The sequence below is a fragment of the Brucella sp. BE17 genome (assembly GCF_039545455.1).
GTDB lineage: Bacteria > Pseudomonadota > Alphaproteobacteria > Rhizobiales > Rhizobiaceae > Brucella.
Genome location: NZ_CP154468.1, coordinates 1,068,734 through 1,095,119, shown reverse-complemented (window position 1 = coordinate 1,095,119; position 26,386 = coordinate 1,068,734). Strand labels below are relative to the sequence as shown.

Genomic DNA, 26,386 nt, shown 5'->3' with positions numbered 1-26,386 from the left:
AGAGGCGCCCACCATGATTTTGTCGATCCGAATATGCAAGAAAAGCTTATTAATCTACGCGCCAGCGCGAACGAGTTAGCAGAGGCGATCGCCATTAATACCTACCCTGTCGACACGAACCTATCGTGGTCAACGCCTCACCCGGGATCGAACGCGCTGAATGCAGATGAACGCGCGTTGGAGGCGGGAAAGCTCTTAAATGCCGCGGCAACGAACTATGTCGCTGCCGTAGACAGCTTTGAGCAGATCGCAAAAGTGAAAATCCCGATCACCTCTACGAGCTAAAGATACCTCCCGTGCTTATTCTTCGATTTGGGTTTCTAACGCCAAGGTGATCTTTACCAGCCTTGCCATTGCCTGACTGCCGTTAGCTGCGGCTGTAAAACTGAGCTCACGACCCGCTAGAAATTTTTGAACGGTATCGCTCCTCTGGAGTGAGCCAGCTCTCAATGAAATCCAGCGGATCAACGCTTCCCATCACTGCTCTGGCGAGCGCGAGACGTCCTTCTAAACGCTGCCGACGGGCGTCATCCGCGCTCTTTAGGCGCTCTGTTGCGTCCGCGAAGAATCGCTCTACGGTCATCGCCTTTCCCCACTTCTCCATGATCTCGGCCAGCTGCTGCCGGCTGTCGGCGAGAGCCTGGACCGTTTTTCGCGCATCTTCCTCCCTTTCGTATCGCTCCCACCGCTCTTTTTGCTCTTTTTTCCGCTGCTCCTCCGCCGCTTCTTCGGCCTCCATAAGGCGTTGCAGATCAACTTTTGACGCCCCTAGCGTCTCGACAATTTCTGGGATCAGGCGCTCAAGCGATTGTTGCCTGGTTTCCTGCCAGTTGCGAGACCAGTTGACGCCCTTCTTTGGTGAGTAGGCAACGATACGAAAACGCCCGCACGGCATATCCTGTTCGGTTGTCCACGAGTGCGTCAGCTGCCAAGATTTTGCTGACCGGATGAGCTTGCTGTCCTCACGATGGTAGTCGCCATTGAAATAGCGCATCGTCACGCGCTCGGTCATCTCGGTGATGGCGAGCGCTACGGGCACCATGTCGATATAAAAAACAGTCGGCCTGTCAGGTGCCCAAATACTTCCCGAGTGGTAGCGACCGTATTTGCGATCCTTTCGCTCGACCTCTTGTTCCCTGACATGAATCCGCAGCAAATTGTCGGCGGCTGGCGCGATTTGAACGCGGTAACCTCGCTCATCAAGCGCAAGATACAGAGCGTTGGCGATGGAGAGAGCACGATGAAGCGCGGCTTCTGATGAGATCAGATCCGGCAGAAGCCTCTTGTAGGGCCTGAGGAACTCGCCGTTCTTAACCTCCCGTGTTTTCCGCAAATGGTCTTCTGCACCAAAAAGCAGCGGGTGACGAACCGGACGGCGACTTTTCGCAACGAGCTTTGGCTTGCGCGTGGCTCCTTCCTCCATTGTTCGCTTTTTGCGTGGTTTTACGACTTGCGGCAGGATATCGATGGTCTCATCGGACGCTTCTGGTAAGATCGGTAACTCTGCGGGAAGTCCTAACGACTTGCGGGTCCAGTATCCTGATCCGGGATAAGGCACTTGGTATCGTTTGCAGATAGCGGCGAGTGCCGTGCCGGAAATTCCGAGCTCCGGTGCGACTTTGCTAAGTGGCCTCTCGCAGACCCATTTATAAAGCTCAATGCGCGTCACCTGCATAACGAATATCTCAACTCCGCCACAACCGATATCGCATTGCAGGTACACTCATTGATCCAGTCTTTTGAGTGGGATTCTGTCCTTTATGATGCCGATATTATAGGGCTATCGAGTAAATATAGGTGTCATCTTCAGCCGGTGCGCCAGGGGCAGAGCCCCCAAGCAATCGGCACGGCCAGAGTGGAGCGGTAGCCCGGCGTCACGAATGATTCGGAATTGTGGAGCCGGGCGCGGAATAGCCGAGAGTCCTGACGTTGTGATCGATGCTGCTTATTGGGCGGATGCATGGCCAGAAACACAACTAATTCAGTTGCTCTTCGCAATCACATCATCAGTCAAACTATAGCTCAAGACAGCATACCAGTTCTTGTTCCTACCATAATATTCCTTTAAGGGAATATTATGGTAAAGTGATTCGGAGAGCGATGGTGTGGAATGATGTCGGGTGAGCGCGAATTTATTGACGCCGTCCGGGTTGGCGATGGCGACGCGGGACGCGTTGTGGGGCAATCTCTCAGGGCGTTGAGGCAGGCTGCGGGCTTTACCCAACTCGAGATGGCCAAGCGTTTGGGCGTCGGCCAAGCGGCAATCTCCAAGATCGAACAACGAGGCGATGTCCAAATCTCCTCATTGCAGCGCTATGTCGACGCTCTCGGTGCCAGCTTGCGCATCGATGCAGCATTTCCAGTTCATTCGGAGTTCGGAGTGCGGATTCAGGCCGAGCTTGGCGGAGCCGTTGCCGACGACGATCAGTATGTCCTTCCGATTTTTAGCGATCGCGACGATGCCCGCCCTGCAAACCGAGACATCGTTATCAGCATAAAGCCGAACTATTCGGGCAAGATATTTGATGGCGTTAAGACCATCGAGCTGAGAAGGCGTTTCCCCTTGTCGGTGTCTCATGGCGCTACGGCCTATATTTATTCTACTTCGCCAGAAATGGCTTTGGTGGGCGCTATTAAAATTGAGAATGTTGAACGCCTTGAACTCTCTGCCCTCTGGAAAAAGCACGGCCGATCTGCATCGATCAAGAAAGCCGATTTCGACGAGTACTTTAGTGGCCTGGAAGAAGGCTTTGCACTAAAACTGTCGACACCGCGCCGATTTGCGAGACCGCTGACCTTACCTGAATTGAAGGAGCGATTTGGATTTAAGGCTCCGCAGTCTTTCCTCTACGCGAAGCCCGACCTTCAAAAGGCGCTCCGGAATGAACACACAAACATATCTGATTGATACGAATGTAATTATTCATCTGGAAGACAATAAAACCGTAGAGCCGGCCTTTTCCGCACTTACAAGCCTCGCCGCCAAGCACAAGGTCGATATTTTCGTGCACGAGGCGGCGCGCGATGATGTTGGTCGCGACAAGGATACGGCCCGCCGAGCGATATCTCTCAGTAAGCTTGGTAAATTTCAAACCCTATCAAAAGTCCGAGGCTTGACCGCCGCAGAGCTTTCGAACGCATTCGGGCCTCTTCCGAAGCACAACGATATAGTCGACGCGACCCTGCTGCATGCGCTTCACATCGGCGCCGTGGACTTTCTTGTCAGCCAGGATAGAGGCCTCCACGAGCGGGCCAGGCGCCATTCTCCAGAACTCGGTCGCCGGGTGCTCTATGTAGCAGACGCCGTTCAGCTCCTTCGAACGACCTATGAGCCGATCGAAGCGCCGGTGCGTTTCATCGATGAGGTCGCCGCTCATGCGATACCTCTGACGGACACCATCTTTGACAGCCTGCGCGAGGACTATCCCGGTTTCGATCAATGGTGGACGGAAAAATGTGTAAAGCAGCGGCGCCTTTGCTGGATCATTGAAGACGACGGAATTGCCGGCCTTCTGGTCAGAAAGGATGAGACCGGCTCGGACACCGACGCAACTGAAAAAGCCAACAAGATACTGAAGATCTGCACGTTCAAGGTTCGGCCGGAGAGACGCGGTCTTAAGCTTGGTGAGCTGCTTTTGAAGAAGGTCTTCTGGTTCGCTCAAAGGAACAAATATGACCTCGTCTATGTCACCACGTATGAGGGGCAGACCTCCCTCATTGATCTTCTTGAGTATTTCGGGTTCACCCATACTGCAACAAAGGAGGACGGTGAGAGGATCTATGAAAAACGTATGGGCGCGCGCGCACCCTCGCCGACAGATGGCGACAATCACTTTGATGTCCATCGGCTGAATTATCCGCGCTTCGCCATCGTGGCGGACACCGCAGCGTTCGGTATCCCGATCAAAGAGGGCTACCATGACATCCTCTATCCGGATCTCAAGCAGCAGAACCAGTTGGATCTCTTCGGAGCGCTTGGGTTGGGAGGAGGTCCGCGGCGACCGGGCAACACAATTCGAAAGGTGTATCTGTGCCGGGCGCCATCCAATTTGGGGCCGCCAGGTTCAATCCTGTTCTTCTACAAGGGCAAATCGTCGTCGTTACCGTCGCAGGCAATGTCGGCAATCGGAATACTTGAGGACGTTCGTCTTGCGCGATCCACCCGCGAGTTGCTCCAGATGACAGGCGGACGGTCGGTTTATAGCGAGAAAGACCTCGACGGCTGGCGAGCATCTTCTGAATCGCCCGTCAAAGTCATCAACTACCTGCTCGCCGCCTATATTGATCCGGCTATTGGGTTGAAGCAGCTTCAAGAGAGCAAGGTTATCGCAGAGCATCCGCCTCAATCGATCTTTCGCATACCGCGCTCTTGTCTGGATAACCTGCTTTCGCAGATCGACCTTGGATTTCAAGCATGAGTAAGCGGAGGGTTGTCGCCTTGGTGGGTTTGTCAGGCGTCGGGAAGTCGACACTTCTCGAAGATGCGCGACGAAGACTTGTTTTCGAGCATTTGCAGGCGAGTGATCTGATCAAGGCGGAAAGGCAAGAGCGCCAAGGCAAGCCTGCCGCCCACGATCTCCTGCGCGAGGGAAACATCGACGACAATCAAGCCCTTCTGATATCTGGCTTCATGAGACGCGCGCCGGAAGAAGGATTGATCGTTCTCGACGGTCACACCATCATAGACACTCCCGATGGCCTAGTAGAAATTCCGCCTTCGGTTTTTTCGGCGATCGATGTTTCCCGCTTCGTTGTTTTGGTCGATGACGTCGAAAAGATCGCGTTGCGACGTTTATCGGATACACAGAGAACGAGACCGGCTCGATCGTATGAAGAGCTCGGTGAACATCAGGAACGATCCGTACTTGCGGCCTATCATGCGGCGTTCGCCCTCGGTGTCCCTCTGTTCGTTGTCCCCTTGAACGAACAGAGGGATATCGCAATATTTCTCGATCGGTAGTTCGATTCATCAACGGTGGTGGGGTTGCTATTTGGGCATCGCGGCAAGGCCGCCATGCCTGTCGGTGTACAGTGGACTAAGACCGCCAGTCTGCTCAAGCCAACGCCGATACCCGGAAATTTCAGGTCCTCCCAGGTTGATCGCAAACTCCACCCCGAATATCGCCAGGACAAAGAACCATTCGCTTTGATCGGTTACAAGAAAATCGAACTCGTGAACGATCTGTTCTGCATTACCTTGAGGCCCGAAAGTCTTTCCGTTCTGATGATAAATGGTCCTGATGTGAACGGGCCAAGGACTGATATAACCCTTTCTGGCATGATCGCGCAGGACATCAAACTGCGCCTCGTCACAAATATAGGCAATACCTTCGGGAAACTCGACAAGGCGCAAGGCCATTGCTTCCAGCGCGATCTTCGCTAGAAAACGCGAGATAACTGGCGTATCGGGGAGGTCTCCGGCCAGCGGAAACAGCATCGTTCCTTCCTTAGCCTGGAGAATCCTCGCGAGATCCGGCTCGGACACTTGGACTGAGGTGAAATCATACTTTGGATATCGCGTAAGCAGCGCCGGTATATCCGGTGTTATCAATCCGCTTATCGATGGGATATTGCCGCGCTTGCTTTCAAGATCCTGCTGGAACCGCAACTGCCTAACGGCCGGCAGATCCAGAAACGGCTTTTCGACCTTTCTGGAAAAGTAGTTGTTGCAACCGTCACATACGATGCCTCTCGGTAAAACATGCCGCTTGTTTCCCAATGATTCAGGAATGACATGCTCGACGCTTTTCGAGGAAGAGGACGGATTCTTACAAAAAATGCAACGCACAAAAATTCCCCAAGCAACGAGTTAACTACACCCAGCACGCGACATCGGAATATAGATTATTCTAACTAGCAACGTAAGTGCCGCAAGCCACGCTCATCTCCGGTATCGGCGAAGGTGAATGTGTCGAGTTGACGTATTCTCAAATCGCGAGAGTCGGCATGGCGGAAGCCCGATTCTTGAGAAGGAGGGTCTCAGAGGGCTATGGAGTAGATATAGTTCTCATTTCACTCGGAGCGGTGCGCCAGATACCACCGATTGCCCTCCACAATACGCCATATTCGCCGAGCGTACGCCCTTGCATCTGGCAGATGAGGGCCAGCGCGCAGAAAAGCGTAGAAACGGCGGCGTTCGGCGGCCGAAAAGTTCGAATCGCGCAGGGCCAAATAATGAATTTCGGGACCACATGGGTTGTCGAATGTTCCTTTTTCGCTCTAAGTAATGCCGCTCAGACGCTCTTCCCGACACCCACGATTGCTCCTTAAGTTATCTGCCATGGAACACCGCTTCACCCGCCAACAACTCTATGACACGATCTGGTCGAAGCCGATGTCCCACCTGGCTGCTGAACTCGGCACCACCACGGGCATACTCAGCACATTGCTGCGACGTGCCGATATCCCAACTCCCTCGGCCGGGCACTGGATGCGGAAAGAGTTCGGAAAGCCCATAGAACAGCCCCCTCTGCCGCCGCCACCATCCGGATGTGTTGAGCCGCTAGTGCTGGATACCGAGAAGCAGGGGGTTAGGCGCAAGCCTAAACACGTCACAGCGGATATCACCCTCGATCTCGGCCTGGCACAGAAGACTCTAGCAGAGATGCCCGAAAATCCTGTCCAGGCCACGCCAAAGCCACGTCCAACACAACCGGCCACAATGACACGAGAGGACCTCTACAGCGCGGTGTGGAAAACGCCAATGTCGCGATTGGCTGAGGAATATGGGATCAGCGGCAATCGTCTCGCTAAGATTTGTGGTCGGGAGGATATCCCATACCCCCCGCGCGGATATTGGGCGAAGCACGCCGTAGGCAAAGCGCCAAAACAGACACCATTGCCGAAATCGAGCAGTGCACGCTCTATCACCATCCGCCCGTCACCCTTGCCGCCGCCGCCCATTGAGTTACCACTGGAGGTAATGCAACAGGTGGATAAAGCTCGCGCGAGTGCATCCTCCCTTGTAGTACCCGAGCGCCTCCTGAGACCACACGCGGTGATCGCGTCATGGCTCGCTGAGCACGAGGAAAAGAAGCGGCAGGCCCGCCAAGAACGCGATCCATGGATACGCAATCTGTACCGTCCAAGCGAATTCACCGAAACGGACCGTCGCAAGCATCGGATTCTGGATGCCCTGTTTAAGACGATTGAACGCCAAGGCGGGAAGGTTGTGCAGGGAGAGCGAGGCGTCCTGTCTGCCGAAGTCTTGGGCGAAAAGGTGGAGTTCCAGGTTCGAGAGAAGCAAAAGCAGGAACGGCGGCCTCTGACCGAAGACGAGAAGCGATGGCGCTCAACCGGCGCCAACGGCTGGAAGAAGGAACTGGTGCCGACCGGATGGCTGGTTTTTGAAATCAAGACCTGGCAATGGCCAGTAGGCCTTCCGCGCCAATGGCTTGAATCCGAAAAGCAGCCCATGGAGGGCATGCTGCCTGACATTCTGGCCACTTTCGTCGCTGCCGGACCATTACTCGTTCAACAACGCAAGGATCGAGAGGCAGCAGAGCGCGAGCGCCAACTCGCCGAGAGGCGCCGGTATGAAGAGCAGCAACGACGCAAGCGAGACGCTAACCGATGGCGAAAATTCAGGGAGTTGGCGCAGGATTGGCACGAACTCGCCGCCGTGCGCGATTTCCTGACTACATTGCGATCAATGGACACCAAGTCGGCCGCCGAGATTGATGGACGTGGCGTTGAAGAATGGATCGCATGGGCAGAGGAGTGGCTCCAACTGGCCGATCCTACAGCCAATGGAGTCGAGGGTATCTTCAAAAAGGTTGCCGCCGTCACCGATTGGACCTACCGAGATTGACCTCCTGGATACCAACATCTGGACCGATATGCGCCCTCCATTCTGACGTTGAGCGGCCTAAAGAGCTTTCCTAAAGGCCGCAGGTCTGTTGGAGCCGATCAGATTATACTTATTGCGTCCGGGAAAATCTTAGGCGACATGGACCTGAGTCAAAGCTTGGACATGCACACCGGCCAAACCGGTGAAGGCAGCGCCGGTAATAATTAGCTGCGCACCCTCGAAGGCATCGTCCTTCAGTAGGTCGATGAAGGGCTGGACGATGAAATTCTCCTTATCCCCAATGGCCTCACCGGAAAATTCGCCGGGCACGTCTATGATCGCCAATCCCGGGTAGTGGGTCTGAGGGCGCGGGCTGAGCGACAAAAGGCCATAATTGTAGGCCATTAGGAAATAGAGGGTGTCGGTTCCGCCCAAGGCGCCCTGCCACTTTTTGCGCCCGATCCGGAAGGAAACGCTGGACCGCGTCAAATCGACTTCGACTCGGTTATGCTTCCACGTCTGGGGCCGCTCGCGATTGAGTGCTTCGAGATATGCATTCATCCCGTCCTCGAGCCACTGCGCGGCTTCGTCGAAGTCGACCGCCCTGAAGGATTCGTCGACCCGTTCCGCCAACGGCTTGATCTGGTCTTCGAGCGCCTTGACCTGAGCCGTCAGAGACTTACCCAGCTCGAGCGCCGCCGTCACCCGATCCATCTGTTTAGCTCGCTCGGCGGCCTGCCCGAGCGCGACGTCGATAGCGCTGACATCAGCTTGGGCGAGCGCGGCGACGGCTTGGCGAGCCGGGCCGAGCTCGACTTCGATTGCTCGTAAGCCCTCCTCAGCCAACCGCATCCCTGACGCCTGTTTCTCGACGTCGCGACTCAAGACATTGAGGAGATCGTCCGCCTCTTTCAGTTCGCCCGTCAACCGGTCCTGCTCGAACCGAAGGCGCACCACCCCGAGCCCCTCGATCTCGGGCTCATCCGGCAGATGCTGGTGACAGACGAAGCAGTGATCGGGAGCGTGGGCGGCCTTAAGCGTTTGATCGCATGCGGGACAATGGGTGACGCGCAAATCCGAGAGTATGTCGCCGGCATCCGCCGCGCGAGTCATCCGGTCGATCTCGTCGGCGAGATCCTTCCGGTATCTAAGGACATCTTTGAGACGCTCGTCTGCCGCTTGGCGCTTGCGGCTGACGGTCGTCAATGCCTCAAGAGCTTGCGCCCGCGCATGGCTGAGGGTCTCGACTCGAGACCGCTGGGCGGCGGGAATGGTTCGCGCGCTGGCGTCGGCGAGGACGCGTATCCGCTCCTCCTGAAGCTTGCTGACCATATCGCGCAGTCGCTGTTGAGCGGCGAGAATGGTCGTGTCGTTGACGCCGAGGCTGGCGTCGTCGGCGTCGAGCAGGTCGATCGCTAGGTCGTTCAGGGTCTGGCCGTACTGCTCCCGCCGTGCTTTCAGGTTCATGGCTTCAAGGCGCAGCTTTACCAGATTGCCGTAGTCTTCACTGTAGACGCGGTCGGCCAACCCTAGGAAAGATAACAGACCGGCATGGAACTCGGCGTCGGGCTGGAGATCGACTAAGCCGCTCCAGAATCGCTGCTGGCGATGGATATGGCGAAGCAGGCTTCTGAAGCTGAGTTCGGGCCAAGTCTGGCCGGACATCGGATTGCCCTTGGGGAAGTTTACCAAAGGAATGGCGAGCTTCTCCATTAGCCAATGCTGGAAATCCCGTGCGAGCATGCCCTCATCATCGATGAAGACCTTGCCCTTGGCTCCGGGCTCATTCCAACGACGCTCAATGCGGAAGGCGTCATCACCGATCTGTAACCAGGCCCCGGCCGCGTCGTATTTTTCCGCTAGTCCCTCTGAATCGGCGGCTTCATAGGGATTGGCACCGGTATCGCCGAGGAGGAAGTCGAGCGTCTGAAGCCATTTGGTTTTGCCCGTATTGGGCGGCCCCACAAAGACGTTAACGCCGGTCCGGAACTCTAGAGTCTCGACATTCCCGGTCGCCAGACGTCGATCGATGGAAGTGATAGAGAGAAAGATACCACTCATGGAGTGATGACCTGACCGAGTGTACGCTTGCCGACTTCCTTGTCGAACAGGCGATAGATGAGATCCTTGAGGAAGGTCCCGGATTTCGATCCGAATACCTTCTTCACCTCGCGCTGGCGAGAAATCAGATCTTGGAACGACGGCCGAGCGGCGAGCGCCTTCGCGCGTTCCTTACCAAGGGGCGACAGGGCGATCTGGTAAGACCGCTTGTGCTTGATGACAGTAATCAGCTGCTTAGCTTCCAGTACGCCGAGCACCTGATAGTACCGCTTGTCCCAAGGTCCATAGTGGTGGCGCACCATGGAAGACTCCACGGCGTCGTCTTCACGATCAGAGGCCGCCGCAGTGTTGTCGATCGCGGCGCGCGCTGCCCCGAAGAAGTCGGGATACCGGGTGAAGAAGTCGAGCTTGGCCATCTTCGTTAGGCCATCGATCCGTCCGGAGGTGCCACAGATGTGCATCAGCAGCAGCAATCTCGCGGCGTGAAACTCTAAGATGTCGTCGGCCGCAAGTGGAAGGCTCGCTGGCCGGCCTCCAAGGCGGGCGAGCGACTTCATGAGGCCATCCTGTCGAAACGCAACAAACACCGATCCGCGATGTCATAGAGGCAGCCCTTGAGGAAGGCGGCCTGATCTTTTGCGCCGCTGGGACGGGTGTCGTTGAGTGCGTTCATCTCCGTCAGGCAGCGAGCGTGGAACTGGGGGCCTCCCAGATCTAGCAGTCCGGCCGCTAGGTCCGCGCTGAGCGATTGCGCCGTGGACTTCACCTGCTCTTGCAACGCCTCCATGAAGTCGGGCTCCATATAGGTGGCGGTTCGAACCTTAGCGGCGTAGCCGAGGCGAAGATCGACGGCCATGGCGATAAGCGATTCCGGAAGATCGGCTGACTTCATCTTCTCGGCGAGCATCCCGCCAGACGGGGCATTGGTGCCCTGCGCCAACTTCGCCATACGTTGCTGCCACCAGCCAACGGCTTCCGCACGCGTAACGATCTTCTTGGCCTTGTCGGGCATCCACTTGGCGTCGCCTGCTGCCTTCACCCAGACTCGCATCTCGGTGAGGAGCACATCGATCTGCTCCAGCAAAAGCGGCTGCCCCGCTTTCTCCGCGAGCGTGAAGAGCCGAACAGTATTTGCCTTCTGGACGGTCTTCAGATCATGACGAACTTCCCAGAGACAATTCTCCAGCCAGTAGCCAGAGCCATTGTTTTTGGGGGATCTCAGCCCCGGGAACTTGACGTTCAGAGCCGTCTCCAATGCCATCATGGCCTCGCAGCCGGGCTTTCGTCCGTCTGACTCAAAGGCATAGGTGAGCGGGGTCAGATCGGAAACGACAGGGCGAAGGGTCACTAAGCGGAAGGCAGCGATCTCGTCGTGCTCATCGCGCCCGAGAGAGGTCTCGAAGATCGAGGTACCGATAGCATCCTTCTTCTTGCGCTGGCATATATCGGCGACGGACCAGAGTTTATCGGGCTCACCGGCTTTGACCTGCACGAACTCGGCGATGGTCTGGGCCGAGTCCGCGCCCTGGATACGAACGAGTATAAGATCGTCGTGGGTCTCAAAATGAATTTTGGCCAGATCCGCGTACTCGATCATGTCAAGTAAAAACCCGACCGCGATCTCGTCCTGGTAGGAAAACCCCTGTCTTGCGATCGGCCCACCTTGCTCCTTGGGCGCAGCGTTGTCGATCGACGGCCAAGTTTTCTGTTGCGGTACCGCCACCTCGGTTTCAGCCAAGACGCGCCCGCCGGATACGGAAATTCTGCACAGTGCCCCCTTAGCTCTGCATATGTTATGCTTTGGATTGTAAACGTTGTTCAGGACATCTTACAAGGGTACATGGTACAGACTGCCTGAAAAGGTCGTCAAGAGAGTAGATTTGAAGATTTTGAGGGGCCTAATTCAATGCGTCATAATTCCGATATTGCCCGTTCGCCCATCGTAAAAATGACTCGTGAGTATGGATTGTTATAAGATGGTCACATCTCCCATTCTGGATTAGCATAAATCGTGTCATAGTTTGACGCCTCAATGCACTGGATGCCGATTTGTTCGAGAAAAAAATGTCGGCCTTGCTGCGTCAGATCATCGACATTGTTGGTATACACATACCAAGCCGGTTTCCGGCGCCCCTCGAATTTCGCAAAGTAACGCGCTCGCTCGATAAGCAGCCAACGAAGAAATACCTCGTTTTCACGAAGACCAAGACCGAAGATTAAAAGCGGCTTGTTGAATATGAGATGCACCCTCGTACGCCGTCCCGCCCAACGAATGCGATCCGTGGCTTCGAACAGGCGCTCCTCGCCGCGGTGAAGCCAATCGCGTGTGCGTTGCACTGAACCCATATAGTGGGTTAGCCCGAGCCGGATGCTGCGAGCATAATGTGCCATTCCGTTAATCTGCCAGATGCCGAATCCGTCGCAGGGATTGTCGTGCAGTTTCAATGCGTAACGGCTGTCCCATGGATACCAGTCGGTAAAGCCCTTTACATTGGGCCGCATCAGACGAGCATCTGCTGCCTCGCTGAGGACGTCGTCGAAGTTCGTTGTTAGGACCGGAACGGAATGGCAGATAGCCCAGTCCACTATGCTTCGGTGATGACGAAGCGGTCGCCAATCGCGCATAAGATTGCAGAAATCTCTAGCGATCTTGCCGCTGTGACTGCGCGCGTGGAGCTCGATGACATCGAATAATTCGGTCGCGGATGCTCCCGTCGGTATCTCGTCGATAGCGACGCCGTTTCGACGCGCGAGCTCAAGCAGAAGGGCTTCCCACGAGTTTGCGCGTTGCGGGCCATAGCGGTGAACCCCGTTGCCGATCACTAGCGCTACGTCTTCGCGATTATCCCTCAGTAGGTTTGAAAACGACATGGCGATCCCGATGCTAAGTACTGCTCGAAGCTATCAATGTCCGTTACGCCCAACACTCGCTTCACAGCTGATTGACCGCCATGGCCTCCGGACAAGAGAAGAGGCAGGTCGGCGCAGCCTACAATCGCAGTTCGTAAAGATCCTCCTCGAATTTCACAACGGCATTCAGGATCTAGCGCATCAGGCAAATTCTGCCTGATGCGCTAGATCCTGAATGGCAGTTTGCCACTTGGCATTCGCCAAACCAGATCGTCTGGAATCGGCACCATTGCGGCCGTTCATCGGCGTGTAACGGGAAACTTACTTATGGATTTCTTCGGGCTTAATTTGGCTGCCGGTCCTACCTCCAAGTTCATTTAGAGGGCTATGGCGTAAACGTAGTTCTCATCACCACCCGGTGCGGCGCAGGAGTTCTGAAGTATGGTGCCCAGGCACTAAGGGCGTTGCCCTCGCGCCAGCAAGGTAAGTGAACCGTTCAGGGCGGTATCCCCATCCTTCCGCACCTAAATAGGCTTGTGCAGGCCGGGTGATCCCCCTCCACCCTGGCCGCCCTTGCTGTTTGCTACCCCAGTCTCGCCGCCGGGCAAGGGTTCAAGAGCGGCACTTCGCTGCTCTGAACCCAAACCCAAAGGATCATGGACATGACCAACGTATCCGACAGCAATCCTCGCATCTATGTTGCCTGCCTTGCCGCTTACAATAACGGCTATCTGCATGGGGCTTGGATCGACGCGGATCAGGACGCAGACAAAATCAGGGACGAGATTGCGGCCATGCTAGCGCGCTCCCCGATCAAGGAGACAGAGGAATACGCCATTCACGACTATGAGGGCTTCGAAGGCGTCAACATTAGCGAGTATGCTGAGATCGGCACCGTGGCGCGAATGGCCGCTTTCATAGAAGAGCATGGCGCACTAGGCGCTGGCCTGCTGGAGCAGTTCGTCGGTGATATAGACCAAGCCGAATTCACTTTGCAGGACTGCTATCACGGTCAGTTCCCGAAGCTTGCCGACTACATGGAAGAACTGACCACCGAGAGCGTCACGATCCCCGACGCTCTGCGCTACTATATCGACTGGGATGCGATGGCACGTGACGCTGAGATGGCCGGCGAGTTCTTCACTGTCGAGACCGCATATGGCGAGGTCCATGTGTTTTCCAACAGATGAAAAAACGGGTGGATTAGGTTCTGGGGCACTGGAGAGAAATGCTGAACAGACTTATCGGTTTAGGCGATCCACTTATCTTCTTAGTCTGGCTACAAGAAGCGCTGAAGTTGCGGCAGCCTTTCCGGATCGGACGATGTCCCGCGTTGTCCGGCTTTGGGAGGACGCGCCATGCAGAGCATAGATTGGCGTAATCCGGCGGCCTATAAACGCATTAAAGACCTTCCGCCCGCCGGTTTCGCCTGGGAATATCTTCGTCGCAACGAAGACTATCGCCATGACGTCGAGAGACTCGCGCAGAGGAGAGAACCCGCGGGAGAAGAGGCTGACGCCTTTGCTTCCCGCTGGGGGGTGCGATTTCGCACACGACCCCGACGCGCAGCCTGACAGCGCACCGCCTTTCTGGTCGCCGCATTTTAATCCGCAGGCCATTATTCTGTCACCGGTCGAACGAAACGATCCCGATGACGAACGGCATGTTGCTCTGGCACATCTCGACGGCCTGATCCTGCGCCGCGCGCCGGATGGCTGGCACGCTATCTGGCGTGTCGACGGGGTGGGGCATCAATTCTGGCTACCGCAGGGGGCGATCAATGCCGCGGTTTTCTATGCTGCAACCCTGCCTATGGACGAGTTCATGGAATTACGCGTCCATGCTGCCCGCCGCCTCTGGCGGTGCCTGACAGGCCGCTCTCCGGGGCGGGATATTCGCGCCATGCCAGCTCAGCTTCGCCAATGGCATCTTCTGTCGCTGCGCGCCCTGGACGCCAGGCTGCACGGGGAAAGCTACCGTTCTGTCGCGGAAGTGCTGCTTGGGTTCCGTGGAAACAAGGAAGATTTCGAAAATGACCCAAGCAAGAACAAGGCACGTCGTCTTGTTGCCCATGGTATCAGGATGATGCGCGGCGGCTATCGGCTGCTTTTGCACTATCCCGTAAAACGAGGTTCGCGCTCAAAGGGCAAATAAAGCAAACTCACCGATTCCTGTTTGCCGCAGCCTGTTCCAGAATTTTCCGGTATCCAGCGCGCGACAGCCATTGGGCGCGTTCCAGATGGCTCTGCCAGCATCGCCGGGTTCGCATCTCATCAGATGCCGGATCGCGGTGCAGCACAATCTGCGCCACTTCCTTCCAGTCCGCGTCCTCGGCCTTGGCATCGAGAAGACGCAGATAAGTCACGAAATGCTGTTCGTCATAGGCGGTGATGGTATCACCGGACGGAGCCAGATCATCGACGTCAGGATCGAGTGCGGTGGGTGTTTTCACAGCTATTCCCCTTCTTTCAGAAGAGTTTCTGCGGTTCGCCCCCGCAATAAAACTCTCTGACTCCTGGTGATCGGGGAGTTAGTAACCGTGTTGGACGGCCCCATGGCCTTTAGGCGAGAAGCCCTGAACATACGCCAAGGGCTCCCCGACCATAGGGTCAAGGAGTGTGGCATCGTCACGGCCGACACCAACCGCCAACAGGGGTTACTAAGCCCCGGAGCAGTGCGTCTGCTCCATCTGTGTTCATAGCCGAACTGCGTGCGGATGTCTTGAGCGAATCCGCATTGGGCGTAAGCGGTGTCTCACTCACACCTTGGCGGTATAATTCCATGGCAATAGTTGGTCGATCTGGCTCTGCTTATGGCCATTGACGATTGCAGTGAGCGTGCTGCTCAGCCATTTTTGCGGGTCGATTGAATTGAGTTTGCATGTTTCAATCAGTGAGGCGATCGTAGCCCAGTTATGAGCGCCTGCTTCATGACCTGCGAATAATGCATTTTTTCTGTTCAATGCTATTGGCCGAATTGTTCTTTCGACGCTGTTGTTATCCAGTTCGACGCGACCGTCAGACAGAAACAGGCACAAGCCGTCCCAGTATTTAGCGATGTATCTCAACGCCTCGCCCAATGGCGCTTTTGCCGAGACGCGTGCGCGGTGATGCGCAAACCATGTTTGCATATCGATGATCAGCGGCTTTGATTGTGCCTGACGAACCGCGAGCCGCGCTTCTGAGGTGAGCCCGCGCAATTCAGCCTCGATCTTATAGAGTTCGCCGATCCGTTTTACACCGTCTTCAGCAATCGGGGACGAGCCTGTGCGCGTAATCTCAATAAGCTTGCGACGCGCGTGAACCCAGCAATAAGCCAATTGTATATTCGGACCAACACGATCTGGCGCGACCAACCGATTGTAGCCCGCATAGCCATCCACTTGCAGGATACCGCTGAAGTTCTGCAATATCTGTTCGGCATATTGGCCAGATCGTCCGGGCGCATAAGTGAAGGCGACACCGGGCGGGGCATTGCCGCCCCATGGTCGGTCATCCCGCGCCAAAGCCCAAAAATATCCTGTTTTCGTCTTTCCTGATCCGGGTTCAAGAACCGGTGCACGCGTCTCATCCATGAAGAGTTTGCTTGATCGCTTCAGATCAGAAATCAGCGCTTGAAAGACAGGGCGCAGCTCAAAGGCTGCCCGTCCTACCCAGTCAGCCAGTGTCGAGCGATCTATGTCGATGTCCTGACGGCCCATAATCTGGGCCTGACGATAAAGCGGAAGATGGTCCGCATATTTGGAAACCAGCACATGTGCGACTGTTGCTTCCGTCGGTAAGCCTGACGGGATCAGTCGCGCTGGAGCGGGTGCTTGCACAACACCATCAGTGCAAACGCGGCATGCATATTTTGGACGATGCGTGACAATGACACGGAACTGCGCAGGGATCACATCCAGTCGCTCAGAAACATCTTCGCCAATGCAATGCAGACAACCACCGCAGGTACATGTCAGGCTTTCCGGTTCTATCACTTCGTCAATGCGCGGCAGGTGCTTTGGAAGAGAACCGCGATTGATGGCACGTGGCTTTGAGGCAGGCTTGGTGGACGCTGTATCCGCTTCATCCTCCGCATGGATCGCCGCAATAGCTGTTTCCAGATCTTCCAGGGCCAGATCAAACTGCTCAGGATTAATCTTCTCTGACTTGCGTCCAAAAGCGGCCTGCTTGAAGGCTGCAACCAGCTTCTCCAGCCGCGCAATCCGATCATCTTTACGAAGACCGAGCGCTGTTGCTGCAATCAGAAGCGCCTTCAACTCAGCAATATCATTGGGAAGATCAGAGGCATCCAGCATGGGCCAAACTTATCAAATCCGGCCTTGATATGCTTGACTATTATGTTGTCAGAGTCATCGTGCCGCAGCTATCAGGCCAGTGCTCAATAGCTATTCAACCGTAATCGGCGCTCTCACTTCCACCGCCCGGACGCGCCGCCAGTCAAGCCCTGCAAACAAAGCTTCAAACTGTGCATGGTTCAACGACATCAGCCCATCGCGGATCTCTGGCCAGCTGAACGTATGGGCTTCCAAGCGCTTATAAGCCAGAACCATACCTGTGCCATCCCAGTAGATCAGTTTTAGCCGATCGGCCTTGCGCGAGCGAAAAACAAATACAGTTCCAGTAAACGGATCCTTGCGTAATTCGTTCTTCACCAACGAAGCTAGCCCGTCATGCCCTCTGCGGAAGTCAACAGGCTTTGTTGCCACCATGATCCGCACCCGATTGGCAGGGAAGATCATTTAAGAGCCGCAAGCGCGCTTGCAACAGCTGAAATCCGAGAAGCAGATGCACCTTCTTCCAGCCGAATGATGACTTCCCCGCAGAATATCTCAACGCGTGAAGATGGTGGCGTCACCGGTTCAATTGCAGGCTCCGCTACTATGATCGCCGCAAATTCCGTATTATCTTCGGGCGAAGGCAAAACAAGCTTGCCCTGACGTGCCAGCGTGCGCCATGAAGACAGATAGTTTGCACGCACGCCATAGCGATCGGCAACTTCCTGCACGCTCACGCCAGGACGCAAGCTTTCCGAAACAATCCGGGCTTTTAAATCAACGGGCCACTGACGATGGCTGTCACGCTTACTCTGATCGCTTGAGAGAAACTCCGTTCTGTCCATTCGCTGACTCTCAATGACAGAACACAAAATCAAACAGAACGTGGGGGCAGAACACCGGTTACTGTCTACCTGTGCCGAGCACCATCAAACCTCGGCGACGTGGGCTCCCTACTGTTCTTCTACAAGGGCGCGTCAAGGGAACGTCCTTCGCAATCTATGACGACGCTAGGAATTTTGGAGAGCGTCACGTTAGCAAGCTCTACCAGAGAATTGATGCAATTGACGGGCGGTCGATCCGTTTACAGTGAGCAGCAACTTGAGCAATGGCAGGCCACGACGGCCAAGCCCGTAAAGGTCATCAACTATCTTTTAGCCGCCTATATAGATCCCGTGGTCGGGCTGGATGAATTACGAGATTTGGGTGTTGTGAACGGTAACCCACAACAGTCGATCTATGAAATTCCATCTGACATCCTCCCGCGGCTTCTCAATCGTGCCAATTTGGAGTTCGATGTATGAAGCAGCGTACAGTCGCGCCGTTGGCATCCCTGGATGCCAGAAATTGATCTTTCTAAGATTCTTTGCCTCCAGATTGGTCAATCTCGATATGTCCAGTCGGTGATTCTGGCAACCTGCTCGAAAACGCTGCCGACGCCGCCGGTTGTTGGATCGGCCCGCTGGAGCCACTCGTCCGCCCATGCGGTCCACTCTTCAACACTGCGACCATCGATTTCGGCGGTGGGCGTGACGTTCATTGATCGCAGCACCGCCAGGAAATCGCGCACGGCCGCGAGTTCGTGCCAGTCCCGCGCTCGCTCCCGGAAGTGCCGCCAACGGTTAGCGTCGCGCTTCCGACGCCGCTGTTCTTCATAGCGGCGCTGCTCGGCAAGTTGGCGCTCGCGCTCCGCCGCCTCTCGATCCTTACGCTGTTGAACGAGCAATGGTCCGGCTGCGACAAAGGTTGCCAAGATGTCCGGCAGCATGCCCTCCATTGGCTGCTTTTCAGATTCGAGCCATTGCCGTGGAAGAGCATTCGGCCACTGCCAGGTTTTGATCTCGAAAACGAGCCAACCTGTCGGCACCAAATCCTTTTTCCAATCTTTGTCGCCGGGCGATTTCCACCGCTTCTCATTATCGGTTAAAGACCGACGTTCCTGCTTTTGCTTTTCGCGAACCTGAAACTCCACTTTTTCGCCTGGAACCTCGGCAAACAGGACGCCTCGCTCTCCCTGCTTAACCTTTCCTCCTTGGCGCTCAATCGCCTTGAAGAGCGCATCCAGAATGCGATGTTTGCGGTGATCCGTTTCGGAGAAATCGCCAGGGTCATAAAGATCGCGCCTCCATGGATCGCGCTCGCTCCGAGCTCGACGCTTCTTCTGTTCGTGCTCTGTCAGCCATGAGGCGATGACTGCGTGGGGTCTCAGAATACGTTGTGGCACCACAAGGGCGGCTTCATTCGCGCGGACCTTATCCGCCTGTTGCTTGACTTCCGGCGGCAGCTCGACGGGAGGCGGCGGCAACGGTGTTGGGCGAATGGTGATGGAATGCATGCTGCTCGATTTTGGCAGTGGCGTCTGTTTTGGTGCTTTGCCCACAGCATGTTTCGCCCAATATCCGCGTGGCGGATACGGGATATCCTCTCGATCGCAGATTTTGGCAAGACCATTGCCGCTGATGCCATAGTCCTCGGCCAGGCGCGACATCGGCGTCGTCCACACTGCGCCGTAGAGTTCCTCTCGTGTCATCGTCGTGGGTTATGTCGGACGTGGCTTTAGCGCGACGTGCGCTGGAGCTTCAGCAGGGGGTGTAAGAACCTGCTGTTTCTCGACGGAGACGGAAACCGCATCAAGGTCCGCTGTGACATGGTTCAGTCTGCGCTTAACGCTCGGCTTCTCAGTATCCAGCACCAGCGGCTCGACACATCCAGATGGTGCTGGCGGCAAAGGTGGCTGCTCGACAACCTTACCGAACTCCTTCCGAATCCAATGTCCGGACGATGGCCATGGAATATCGGCGCGTCGCAGCAATGTGCTGAGATTGCCTGTCGTGGTCCCGAGTTCGACAACAAGATGTGAAGTCGGCTTCGACCAGACGCGGTCATATAGCTCTTGGCGTGTGAAGTGGTGTTCCATGGCAAGGAGAATATGTGGGTTATTAAGAAAAAGGGATAAGCGGCGTCATTTAGAACAAAAAAAGAACACAAGGCAACCTAGGTCGTCCCAAAAATTCATTATTCGACAGAACGCAGCATTCATATGTAATGGAGTGGTAGTTCGTCGAGGGAAAAACCGCGATACGCGAGCGGACGCCGGAGCAATGGCAGTTGGACGCTCTCGGTCAGGTCAAGCTTGGCTGCATGCAACGGGGCTCGCTGAATAACGGCGCTTGCTACGACACCTGTGACAGTAAGAGGGAGTAGATTTTGGGAATGAAGGTATTTTGGTCCTGGCAGAGTGATCGCGATCAGACGCTCCACCATTATTTTGTCCGTGATGCCCTAAAAGAGGCCTGTAAGCTGATTGTCAGCGATCCCGATTACGAGGAAGCAGAACGGCCGGAAGTCGATCACGATATGAAAAACGTCCCCGGGACGGAAGACATCGCCTCCACCATCCTGGCCAAAATAGCCTCGGCAAACGTCTTTGTCGCTGACATGACGCCGGTCGGCGTCACTGACCCGGCCGCCCTGCAGCCGGGTGTGTCGAAGGAAAAACGCTCCGAGCCGAAATATCTCCAGAACCCGAATGTTATGTCGGAGCTCGGCTATGCGGAGCGCGCCGTCACGACGGGCCGTATCGTTCTGGTCGCCAACGCAGCGCACTATCCCGGTCCGGAGGCGCTGCCTTTCGACTGGCGCCACCGCAGCGGTGCCAAGACCTATAAGCTAGCCGACGGCGCGACCAAGGCGGAGATCACAGAGGAGAGGAAGCGGTTCGCCAAGGTCCTCAAGGACCAAATTCAGCCGATCCTCGCAGCGCAGGCGCCCGCGAAGGCCGCGCCTCCTGCGATCAATTGGCAGCCAGCCAGCGACGAGGATCCTGCCATCTGGAAAGGCGCTGAGGGAAATCTTGAGTTCCGCAACGCATCGCTGGGCGAGCCACAGCGCCAAGTCAAACTGGACGCTGGCCGACGGATTTTCGCTCGCATCGCACCCGCGCAATGGACTCCCCCGCCGCGCAGCGACCTCGAGCCACGAATCTCGAAAGTCGGCCTTCACATCCGCAGCCGCGATGGCGACTGGGGACTCAATCGAGACGGCGCCCTGTCGGTCTGGGGGCGTATCGAATCCGAGCGCAACGAGATGGACGTCTGAAACGCCACGCAATGGTTCCAGCGGACCGGCGAGCTTTGGGCAGTCAATTGCAACAGCTTCAGCGAACATAAGGGCAAGACGCACTTCTCATCCGCGATCCCGTTCAGGCAACTCGATGAATTCCTTCGCAACGGTATTGTGGCGATCCGCGAGATGGGTGGGAAAGGGCCTATCGGCATCAAGCTCGGAGCAACCGATCTCAGCCAGACTGTTCTCCCCGATCCCTACAGGGACGTACGGTACGAAGACGTCGCGAGCCACGCTGCAGCCGAGCAGGAGGCGGAAGACTGGACTCCAGCTGTACGCCGTGAGCTCCTCCTCCGGTTCTGGAACGAGCTGCGGGATGCTTATGGGCAGCCACCGATGAACATGGTGGAGTTCGAGCGCGCCGCTGAAATGCGGCCACCGGAAAAGGCATAGCGCCCGCCGGCAATAGCCGCTTCAGAACGATCGCTCGGACCGACGCTTCCATTTCCGTAGTCTGGGCGACGCCTCTTTCGTGAACCCGGTGTTCTCTCTCGCGAAACAGATTTTTGGCCTCGAACGAACACATCGCCGCGAGCCTGTGCTAACGACCTCTGATCACCGGAACTGGCGACCAGTGCGGATCGAAAGAGCCGTCTGATCTCGCCCGGACCATCGCTGCGCGTGCCGACTAACGCACGAGCGGCCACTAATGTCCATCAGTGTGACGAGGTCGTCGGAGGCTGCGACTTCTGAATAGGATGGATTTGTATAAGCAGGCCGGCGTAAAAGCTTCACGCCACCGCCCGAAAAAGCCCGATACAATGCTCGGCGGCGCGAAACTCCAGCTTTGCAGTAGGCGTAGGCGAAGATCGCAAGTTAAGATGAAATCCTGCCCCCGCAACCGAATTCTACTCCACAGTATCCCGCAATAGCCGAAAATACGGTCCAGTACGCTAAACAGCTGCGATCAAACTGAATAGCCCCTAGCTTAGTAGAGATCTTCTTTCCTAATTTTGAGGCAAGAAGAGCATCATGAGCAAATCGAATTTCAGCGAAGAGTTTAAGCGTGACGCAGTTCGTCAGATCACCGAGCGAGGCTATCCGGTTGCGGAGGTTTCGCAGCGGCTTGGGTTGAGCCAGCATTCACTTTACGAATGGAAGAAGAAGTTTGCTGCGCCGAACGCCAAGGGCAACGACGAGGCCGAGAACATCAGGCGGCTGAAGAATGAATCGGCTCGCGTCACCGAGGAGCGCGACATCCTCATCTTAGCATGGAGCGCAGCTTATCTTTAAGCTAAAAAGCGTTAATCTTCTCTTCAGGCAGGTTCCAACCAAACGGTTAGAAGTCCGCAACCCGTCTTGGGCCTTTGCCCGAAACCTTCAGCATGGCGGCGGTGTGCTTGATCACAAGCTCGTTGCGCAGAAATGCAGAGGCGGGATCGGCCCAGAGATCACTAAATTCATTAGGGTCGGTTTCGAGGTCGAAAAGCTCACCTTCACAGGCATCGTGGTAAAGATTGAGTTTATAACGCCCGTCGAAATACATGCTGCCGCGTGACCCTCGGTGGCCGGGGAAGGATATGGCATCGAAGAATTCGCATAGCACATATCCTTTGTGCGTTTCCTGTCCGGTATTGCCGGTCAGCAGAGGTTTCAGAGATTTGCCTTGATTCTGCTCTAACGGCGGCAGATCGCAGATATCGAGCAGAGTGCCGGGCAGGTCGACTAGCTCCACCAAGGCATCGGACACTACTCCTGTCAAGATTTTCGACGGGCAGGAGATGACGAGCGGCACATGGACAAGCCCTTCATAGAAACGGCAACCCTTATAGAGCAGGCCATGATCGCCCAGCATTTCGCCGTGGTCGCTCATGAATATGATCACGGTATTATCTAGCTGTCCCGACTGCCTGAGGGTTTCGACAAGATTGCCGACCATATCATCGATCAGCTCAATCATCGCAAAATAAGCAGCTTTGATCTTCATAGCATCATAGACTGCAGGCGGTGTGTCATGGGAGGTATGACCTTCCGGCACAGAGCCCGCATTCGGAGCGTCGCCCGGTTTGATACGTGGATCCGCGGGATGAATAGTCTGCTGATCCACGTTCTTGAAGCGCTTTTGGTGTTCCAGGTCGCTTGGTGAGAAGACCGGCGGCGGCACCTGATTAATGTCTATGCGAGCCATGTATTCGCTTGGCGGATCGAAAGGCGGATGCGGATCGAAGAGATTGATCGACAGAAACCAGGGCTTATCCTTGTGACGGTCGATGAAGTCACTGGCGCGCGACCCCGCCCAAGTTGTCTGATGATGTTCAGTAGGCACGCCATCGGACAGCGCTTCGCTGGCATAGGCGAACGCAGCCTCCGGATCGACGCCCTTCCGCTTTAGCCATTCATGATAATCGTGATGATGAAGCTGATCGGCCGGCGTCCTGTCTGGATAGGGGTAGTGGCTCCAGTAGAATTCCTGATATCCGTCGTCGGCGCGCTTCTCGAAGCGGTTCTGCGAGGCCGCAAGATGCAGCTTACCGATCAATCCGGTTTTATAGCCGTTTTCGGCGAATATTTTCGGCACAAGCTTTAGATGCTTGGGGAAATATTCATTACCATTCATCTGAACTTGGTGGGCGCTGGGATACATTCCCGTCAGGAATGTCGCGCGGCTTGGGGTGCAGACCGGACTTTGCGTATAGGCATTTTTGAAGGCTACGCCGTCTTGCGCTAGCCTATCGATGTTAGGCGTATTGAGACCCTTGAAGCCCAGCGCGGAGATCGTGTCCCAACGCTGCTGGTCGGTGCAAATCCATAAAATATTCGGTCTGGTCATTGGCCAACAATCTCCGCCTGCTCTCTCGCGAGTCGCGGGAGAGCCTTGCTTCTTTCGAGAAGAGTGAAAGTGGTTTACTTGATATAGTTTGCGCGCTTGAACATCTTCTCGATGTCAGCCTGGGCGCCGTCGAGTGCTTCCTTTGCAGAGCGCTTGCCAGTCGCGACTTCCTGCAGGGCGAGCGCGACGCGGTCGCCCATTGGGCGAAACTCCGGGATCGGCAGGCGGTAGTTTTCGTCAGCGGTACGCAGCGTATTGGCATAGGCTTCCGTAAATGAGCCGAAGCCGAAATCGTAGCCATGCTTCTTCTTGAATGCCGGATCATCCCAGACCGAACTGCGGGTCACCGCAACGAAGGAGCTATTGGCCGCGATGTCGAGCATGGTCTCTTTGCTGGTCGCCCATTTCAGGAAGGCGATAGCCGCTTCCTTGTTCTTGGACGAAGCATTGACGCTCATCCCCTGCGCGGTGAAGGGTGCAAAGGTTCCTGCGGAACCGCCTGGAGGAACGGCGAAGCCGAGCTTGCCGGACACTTTGGACAGAGCCGGATCAAGCATACGACCTGCGAGCGGTGCGCCATCGATCGTCATAGCGATCTGGCCCTGCTGCATCGCGGCGACAACTTCGTCATAGCTTGCGGAAATCGAGCCAGGGATCGAATAGTTCTTGATCAGGTCGGCATATAGTTCGACAGATTTGACCGCCTCCGGCGAATTAATGGTCGGCGTCATATCGTCTGGGTAGTTCTTGACCCACTTCGCGCCGTTGCCGAGGAATATCTGCGTCCAGTACCAAACGTTCTCGCTAGTGCTCGGCTTGCCACGCAGCGCCGTGCAAGGTTTGGGGAGCTTTTTACAGTACTCGACGAACTCGTCGAAAGTCTTTGGCGGGCCGGAAATCCCGGCTTCCTTGAACATGTCGCCGCGATAGTAGAGGATTTGTGTAGCTGCGAAATGCGGCAGGCCGTAAAGGTCGTCCTTGACGCTGAAGCCCTTCACCGTCGAGGGGATGAGGTCGGCGAGATTGTACTGAGCATCGTCCTTGACCTGTGCGGTCAGCGGCTCGAGGAACTTGCCCGGTGCGAAACGGGCCACATCGCTCGATTCCACCCAGACGATGTCGTATGCGGGGGACTTAGACGCCAGCTCGACGGCAACCTTCTGTGCGGTCTGTGTCAGCGAGTACATATCGAACTCGACCTTCGCGCCCGTCTTGTCTTCGAACGCCTTGGCGCGCTTTTGAAGCTCGACATCCCAAGGCTGGTTGGTAGTCAGCAGACGGATCGTCGCTCCATCGAAGGCTTTGTCCTGAGCCAATGCTGACAAACTGCTCATCACCGTAGCTGCCAGCGCAGCGGTCATTGCGATAGAAAAACTCCTGGCCATAAATGTCTCCTCCAATGGCGCCGGCGGTTTACAGGGATCGACCCCACAGTTTCTAAAGGGCCACCTTATTTTCCTCATATTCACCATCGCATGACATGGCGAGCTTGTTCTAATCGTCATTTCTTATAAGCTATGCAAAAAACGAATAAAGGCTGAATGATGGACGAGTTCGAGCGATTTCTGGCGGTGGCGGAGGCGGGCAACGTGTCGCGCGCGGCCGCAGTACTGAATCTTTCCCAACCGGCATTGTCGAGATCGATTTCGATTCTGGAGCTACGCTTCAAAACCCAGCTTTTCAGGCGCACCTCTGCCGGGGTAGAGCTGACATCAGCTGGCCGCACGCTTTATCAATATGCCAGTCGCGCCTTGCGCACCATCCGGGATGCGGAAGAGCGCATCATCTATGACGCGATCGGTGGTAATCTCACCTTGAGGATTTGTGCAGGCGATACCTGGGGATATACCATTCTTCCCGAAATCGTCGCGGAATTCCGCGTTACCCGTCCTAATGTGCTCGTCACGCTGGATGTCGTCAATCACGATACCCGCGTCAATGGTATCAAGAGTGGGGAATATGATCTCGCTTACGGCATCGTTTCGCCTTCCTATGACTACGGATCGACACAGCAATTTGAGCCGATGATCGCGGCGCAGTATCAGGTCTATTGTCGGGAAGGTCATCCTCTTCGCAAGAAGCCGATCGTTTCCGCCGACGATCTCGATGCTGAGGGTTGGATCCGACATGTCTTTGAATACGATCACGATCCCAATCGATGGAAGGTCACCAAGCGAAATTACGCCGTTGCCACGAACAGGATGACCAGCACGGTCGAGTTGATCCGCAATACCGATTTGCTCATGTCGACGTCGATTCTTTTCGAGCGGCTTTTCGTGAAACATGCCGTTGTCGGGCTGTGTCTCGATCCAATCTCTACCGCGATGATTTCAGGAGCATTATTCCTACGCTCAGATCTCGTAAAGCCGGTTACAAAGCAGTTTCAAACTCTATGCAAACGCCGCTGCATCGAGCGGTTTCCCAGCCATTTCGTCAAACCAAACTCTTGACGGTAAACGGATTATCAGTTTTTTGAATATCGTATCGACAATTGGTATTTGATCCCGGTCGAACT

24 protein-coding genes and 2 pseudogenes are annotated in these 26,386 nt (G+C 55.7%); 13 read left to right on the top strand and 13 right to left on the bottom strand.

All coding sequences use genetic code 11. The annotated features are described in order from the left end of the window. Window positions 1-33 precede the first annotated feature (33 nt). A complete protein-coding gene (locus tag AAIB41_RS16345) occupies window positions 34-285 on the top strand; it encodes a hypothetical protein (RefSeq protein WP_343315071.1) in 252 nt (83 codons plus the stop codon). Between the two features lie 106 nt (window positions 286-391). On the opposite strand, the gene AAIB41_RS16340 is transcribed toward AAIB41_RS16345, so the two are convergent. Continuing rightward, a complete protein-coding gene (locus AAIB41_RS16340; protein WP_343315070.1) occupies window positions 392-1,675 on the bottom strand; it encodes a hypothetical protein in 1,284 nt (427 codons plus the stop codon). A 438-nt stretch (window positions 1,676-2,113) separates the two neighbouring features. On the opposite strand from AAIB41_RS16340, the gene AAIB41_RS16335 reads away from it, so the two are divergent. From AAIB41_RS16335 to AAIB41_RS16325, 3 genes are read left to right on the top strand one after another with little or no spacing between them, the layout of a single operon-like run. Next, window positions 2,114-2,908, top strand: a complete 795-nt coding sequence (locus AAIB41_RS16335; RefSeq protein ID WP_343316106.1) for a helix-turn-helix domain-containing protein — start codon at window positions 2,114-2,116, stop codon at window positions 2,906-2,908. Further along, window positions 2,883-4,418, top strand: a complete 1,536-nt coding sequence (locus AAIB41_RS16330; protein ID WP_343315069.1) for a GNAT family N-acetyltransferase — start codon at window positions 2,883-2,885, stop codon at window positions 4,416-4,418. The genes AAIB41_RS16335 and AAIB41_RS16330 overlap by 26 nt, the downstream gene beginning before the upstream one ends. Then, the gene (locus tag AAIB41_RS16325) at window positions 4,415-4,960 is read left to right on the top strand and encodes an AAA family ATPase (RefSeq protein ID WP_343315068.1); all 546 of its coding nucleotides are present in this window, start codon (window positions 4,415-4,417) and stop codon (window positions 4,958-4,960) included. The genes AAIB41_RS16330 and AAIB41_RS16325 overlap by 4 nt, the downstream gene beginning before the upstream one ends. A gap of 27 nt (window positions 4,961-4,987) precedes the next feature. Here AAIB41_RS16325 and AAIB41_RS16320 read toward each other — a convergent pair whose 3' ends face one another. Continuing rightward, window positions 4,988-5,788 carry an HNH endonuclease gene (locus tag AAIB41_RS16320; protein ID WP_343315067.1) on the bottom strand — a complete coding sequence of 267 codons (801 nt, stop codon included), beginning with the start codon at window positions 5,786-5,788 and terminating at the stop codon, window positions 4,988-4,990. 492 nt (window positions 5,789-6,280) lie between these two features. Here AAIB41_RS16320 and AAIB41_RS16315 point away from each other — a divergent pair, with 492 nt between their 5' ends. Beyond that, complete coding sequence (locus AAIB41_RS16315) at window positions 6,281-7,810, top strand: hypothetical protein (RefSeq protein ID WP_343315066.1); 1,530 nt, start codon at window positions 6,281-6,283, stop codon at window positions 7,808-7,810. A 129-nt stretch (window positions 7,811-7,939) separates the two neighbouring features. Here AAIB41_RS16315 and AAIB41_RS16310 read toward each other — a convergent pair whose 3' ends face one another. The 4 genes from AAIB41_RS16310 to AAIB41_RS16295 all read right to left on the bottom strand — a co-directional run bounded on the left by AAIB41_RS16310 (window position 7,940) and on the right by AAIB41_RS16295 (window position 12,721). After that, the gene (locus AAIB41_RS16310; RefSeq protein WP_343315065.1) at window positions 7,940-9,850 is read right to left on the bottom strand and encodes a hypothetical protein; all 1,911 of its coding nucleotides are present in this window, start codon (window positions 9,848-9,850) and stop codon (window positions 7,940-7,942) included. Further along, window positions 9,847-10,407, bottom strand: coding sequence for a hypothetical protein (locus AAIB41_RS16305; protein ID WP_343315064.1), 561 nt, complete (start codon window positions 10,405-10,407; stop codon window positions 9,847-9,849). The genes AAIB41_RS16310 and AAIB41_RS16305 overlap by 4 nt, the downstream gene beginning before the upstream one ends. Continuing rightward, window positions 10,404-11,588, bottom strand: coding sequence for a dsDNA nuclease domain-containing protein (locus AAIB41_RS16300; protein WP_343315063.1), 1,185 nt, complete (start codon window positions 11,586-11,588; stop codon window positions 10,404-10,406). Before AAIB41_RS16300 ends, AAIB41_RS16305 begins: the two co-directional genes overlap by 4 nt. A 242-nt stretch (window positions 11,589-11,830) precedes the next feature. After that, window positions 11,831-12,721: a hypothetical protein gene (locus AAIB41_RS16295; protein WP_343315062.1), complete on the bottom strand. Its 891-nt coding sequence runs from the start codon at window positions 12,719-12,721 to the stop codon at window positions 11,831-11,833. Between the two features lie 641 nt (window positions 12,722-13,362). On the opposite strand from AAIB41_RS16295, the gene AAIB41_RS16290 reads away from it, so the two are divergent. From AAIB41_RS16290 to AAIB41_RS16280, 3 genes are all read left to right on the top strand, one after another. Then, window positions 13,363-13,890 carry an antirestriction protein ArdA gene (locus AAIB41_RS16290; RefSeq protein ID WP_113341918.1) on the top strand — a complete coding sequence of 176 codons (528 nt, stop codon included), beginning with the start codon at window positions 13,363-13,365 and terminating at the stop codon, window positions 13,888-13,890. A 168-nt stretch (window positions 13,891-14,058) separates the two neighbouring features. Next, entirely contained in the window at window positions 14,059-14,274 is a 216-nt protein-coding gene (locus tag AAIB41_RS16285) for a DUF6499 domain-containing protein (protein WP_151557191.1), read from the top strand. Next, a complete protein-coding gene (locus tag AAIB41_RS16280; RefSeq protein ID WP_343315061.1) occupies window positions 14,222-14,854 on the top strand; it encodes a DUF2285 domain-containing protein in 633 nt (210 codons plus the stop codon). The genes AAIB41_RS16285 and AAIB41_RS16280 overlap by 53 nt, the downstream gene beginning before the upstream one ends. A 7-nt stretch (window positions 14,855-14,861) precedes the next feature. Here AAIB41_RS16280 and AAIB41_RS16275 read toward each other — a convergent pair whose 3' ends face one another. The 4 genes from AAIB41_RS16275 to AAIB41_RS16260 all read right to left on the bottom strand — a co-directional run bounded on the left by AAIB41_RS16275 (window position 14,862) and on the right by AAIB41_RS16260 (window position 17,821). Beyond that, window positions 14,862-15,152 (bottom strand): DUF2285 domain-containing protein, encoded by a 291-nt coding sequence (locus tag AAIB41_RS16275; RefSeq protein ID WP_343315060.1) that lies wholly within the window; start codon window positions 15,150-15,152, stop codon window positions 14,862-14,864. Window positions 15,153-15,458: 306 nt separating this feature from the next. Beyond that, on the bottom strand, window positions 15,459-16,997 hold the full coding sequence (locus tag AAIB41_RS16270; protein ID WP_343315059.1) for an IS66 family transposase: 1,539 nt from the start codon (window positions 16,995-16,997) through the stop codon (window positions 15,459-15,461). A 90-nt stretch (window positions 16,998-17,087) separates the two neighbouring features. Next, the gene (gene tnpB / locus AAIB41_RS16265) at window positions 17,088-17,441 is read right to left on the bottom strand and encodes an IS66 family insertion sequence element accessory protein TnpB (protein WP_343315058.1); all 354 of its coding nucleotides are present in this window, start codon (window positions 17,439-17,441) and stop codon (window positions 17,088-17,090) included. Beyond that, window positions 17,438-17,821 (bottom strand): transposase, encoded by a 384-nt coding sequence (locus tag AAIB41_RS16260; protein ID WP_343315057.1) that lies wholly within the window; start codon window positions 17,819-17,821, stop codon window positions 17,438-17,440. The genes tnpB and AAIB41_RS16260 overlap by 4 nt, the downstream gene beginning before the upstream one ends. A 63-nt stretch (window positions 17,822-17,884) precedes the next feature. Between AAIB41_RS16260 and AAIB41_RS16255 the strand changes: the two are divergent. After that, window positions 17,885-18,280: pseudogene (locus AAIB41_RS16255) on the top strand (GNAT family N-acetyltransferase); the annotation flags it as partial. A 77-nt stretch (window positions 18,281-18,357) separates the two neighbouring features. On the opposite strand, the gene AAIB41_RS16250 reads toward AAIB41_RS16255, so the two are convergent. Beyond that, the gene (locus AAIB41_RS16250) at window positions 18,358-19,464 is read right to left on the bottom strand and encodes a hypothetical protein (RefSeq protein WP_343315056.1); all 1,107 of its coding nucleotides are present in this window, start codon (window positions 19,462-19,464) and stop codon (window positions 18,358-18,360) included. A 725-nt stretch (window positions 19,465-20,189) separates the two neighbouring features. Here AAIB41_RS16250 and AAIB41_RS16245 point away from each other — a divergent pair. From AAIB41_RS16245 to AAIB41_RS16235, 3 genes and pseudogenes are all read left to right on the top strand, one after another. Next, complete coding sequence (locus tag AAIB41_RS16245; RefSeq protein ID WP_343315055.1) at window positions 20,190-21,074, top strand: hypothetical protein; 885 nt, start codon at window positions 20,190-20,192, stop codon at window positions 21,072-21,074. Between the two features lie 153 nt (window positions 21,075-21,227). Next, window positions 21,228-21,494, top strand: coding sequence for a hypothetical protein (locus tag AAIB41_RS16240; RefSeq protein ID WP_343315054.1), 267 nt, complete (start codon window positions 21,228-21,230; stop codon window positions 21,492-21,494). Between the two features lie 579 nt (window positions 21,495-22,073). Then, window positions 22,074-22,304 (top strand): annotated as a pseudogene (locus tag AAIB41_RS16235) (transposase); the annotation flags it as partial. Between the two features lie 76 nt (window positions 22,305-22,380). Here AAIB41_RS16235 and AAIB41_RS16230 read toward each other — a convergent pair. Both AAIB41_RS16230 and AAIB41_RS16225 read right to left on the bottom strand, forming a co-directional pair. Next, on the bottom strand, window positions 22,381-23,871 hold the full coding sequence (locus AAIB41_RS16230; RefSeq protein ID WP_343315053.1) for a sulfatase-like hydrolase/transferase: 1,491 nt from the start codon (window positions 23,869-23,871) through the stop codon (window positions 22,381-22,383). A gap of 74 nt (window positions 23,872-23,945) precedes the next feature. Beyond that, window positions 23,946-25,256, bottom strand: coding sequence for a sugar ABC transporter substrate-binding protein (locus tag AAIB41_RS16225; protein WP_343315052.1), 1,311 nt, complete (start codon window positions 25,254-25,256; stop codon window positions 23,946-23,948). A gap of 156 nt (window positions 25,257-25,412) precedes the next feature. On the opposite strand from AAIB41_RS16225, the gene AAIB41_RS16220 reads away from it, so the two are divergent. Continuing rightward, the gene (locus tag AAIB41_RS16220; protein WP_343315051.1) at window positions 25,413-26,321 is read left to right on the top strand and encodes a LysR family transcriptional regulator; all 909 of its coding nucleotides are present in this window, start codon (window positions 25,413-25,415) and stop codon (window positions 26,319-26,321) included. Window positions 26,322-26,386 lie beyond the last annotated feature (65 nt).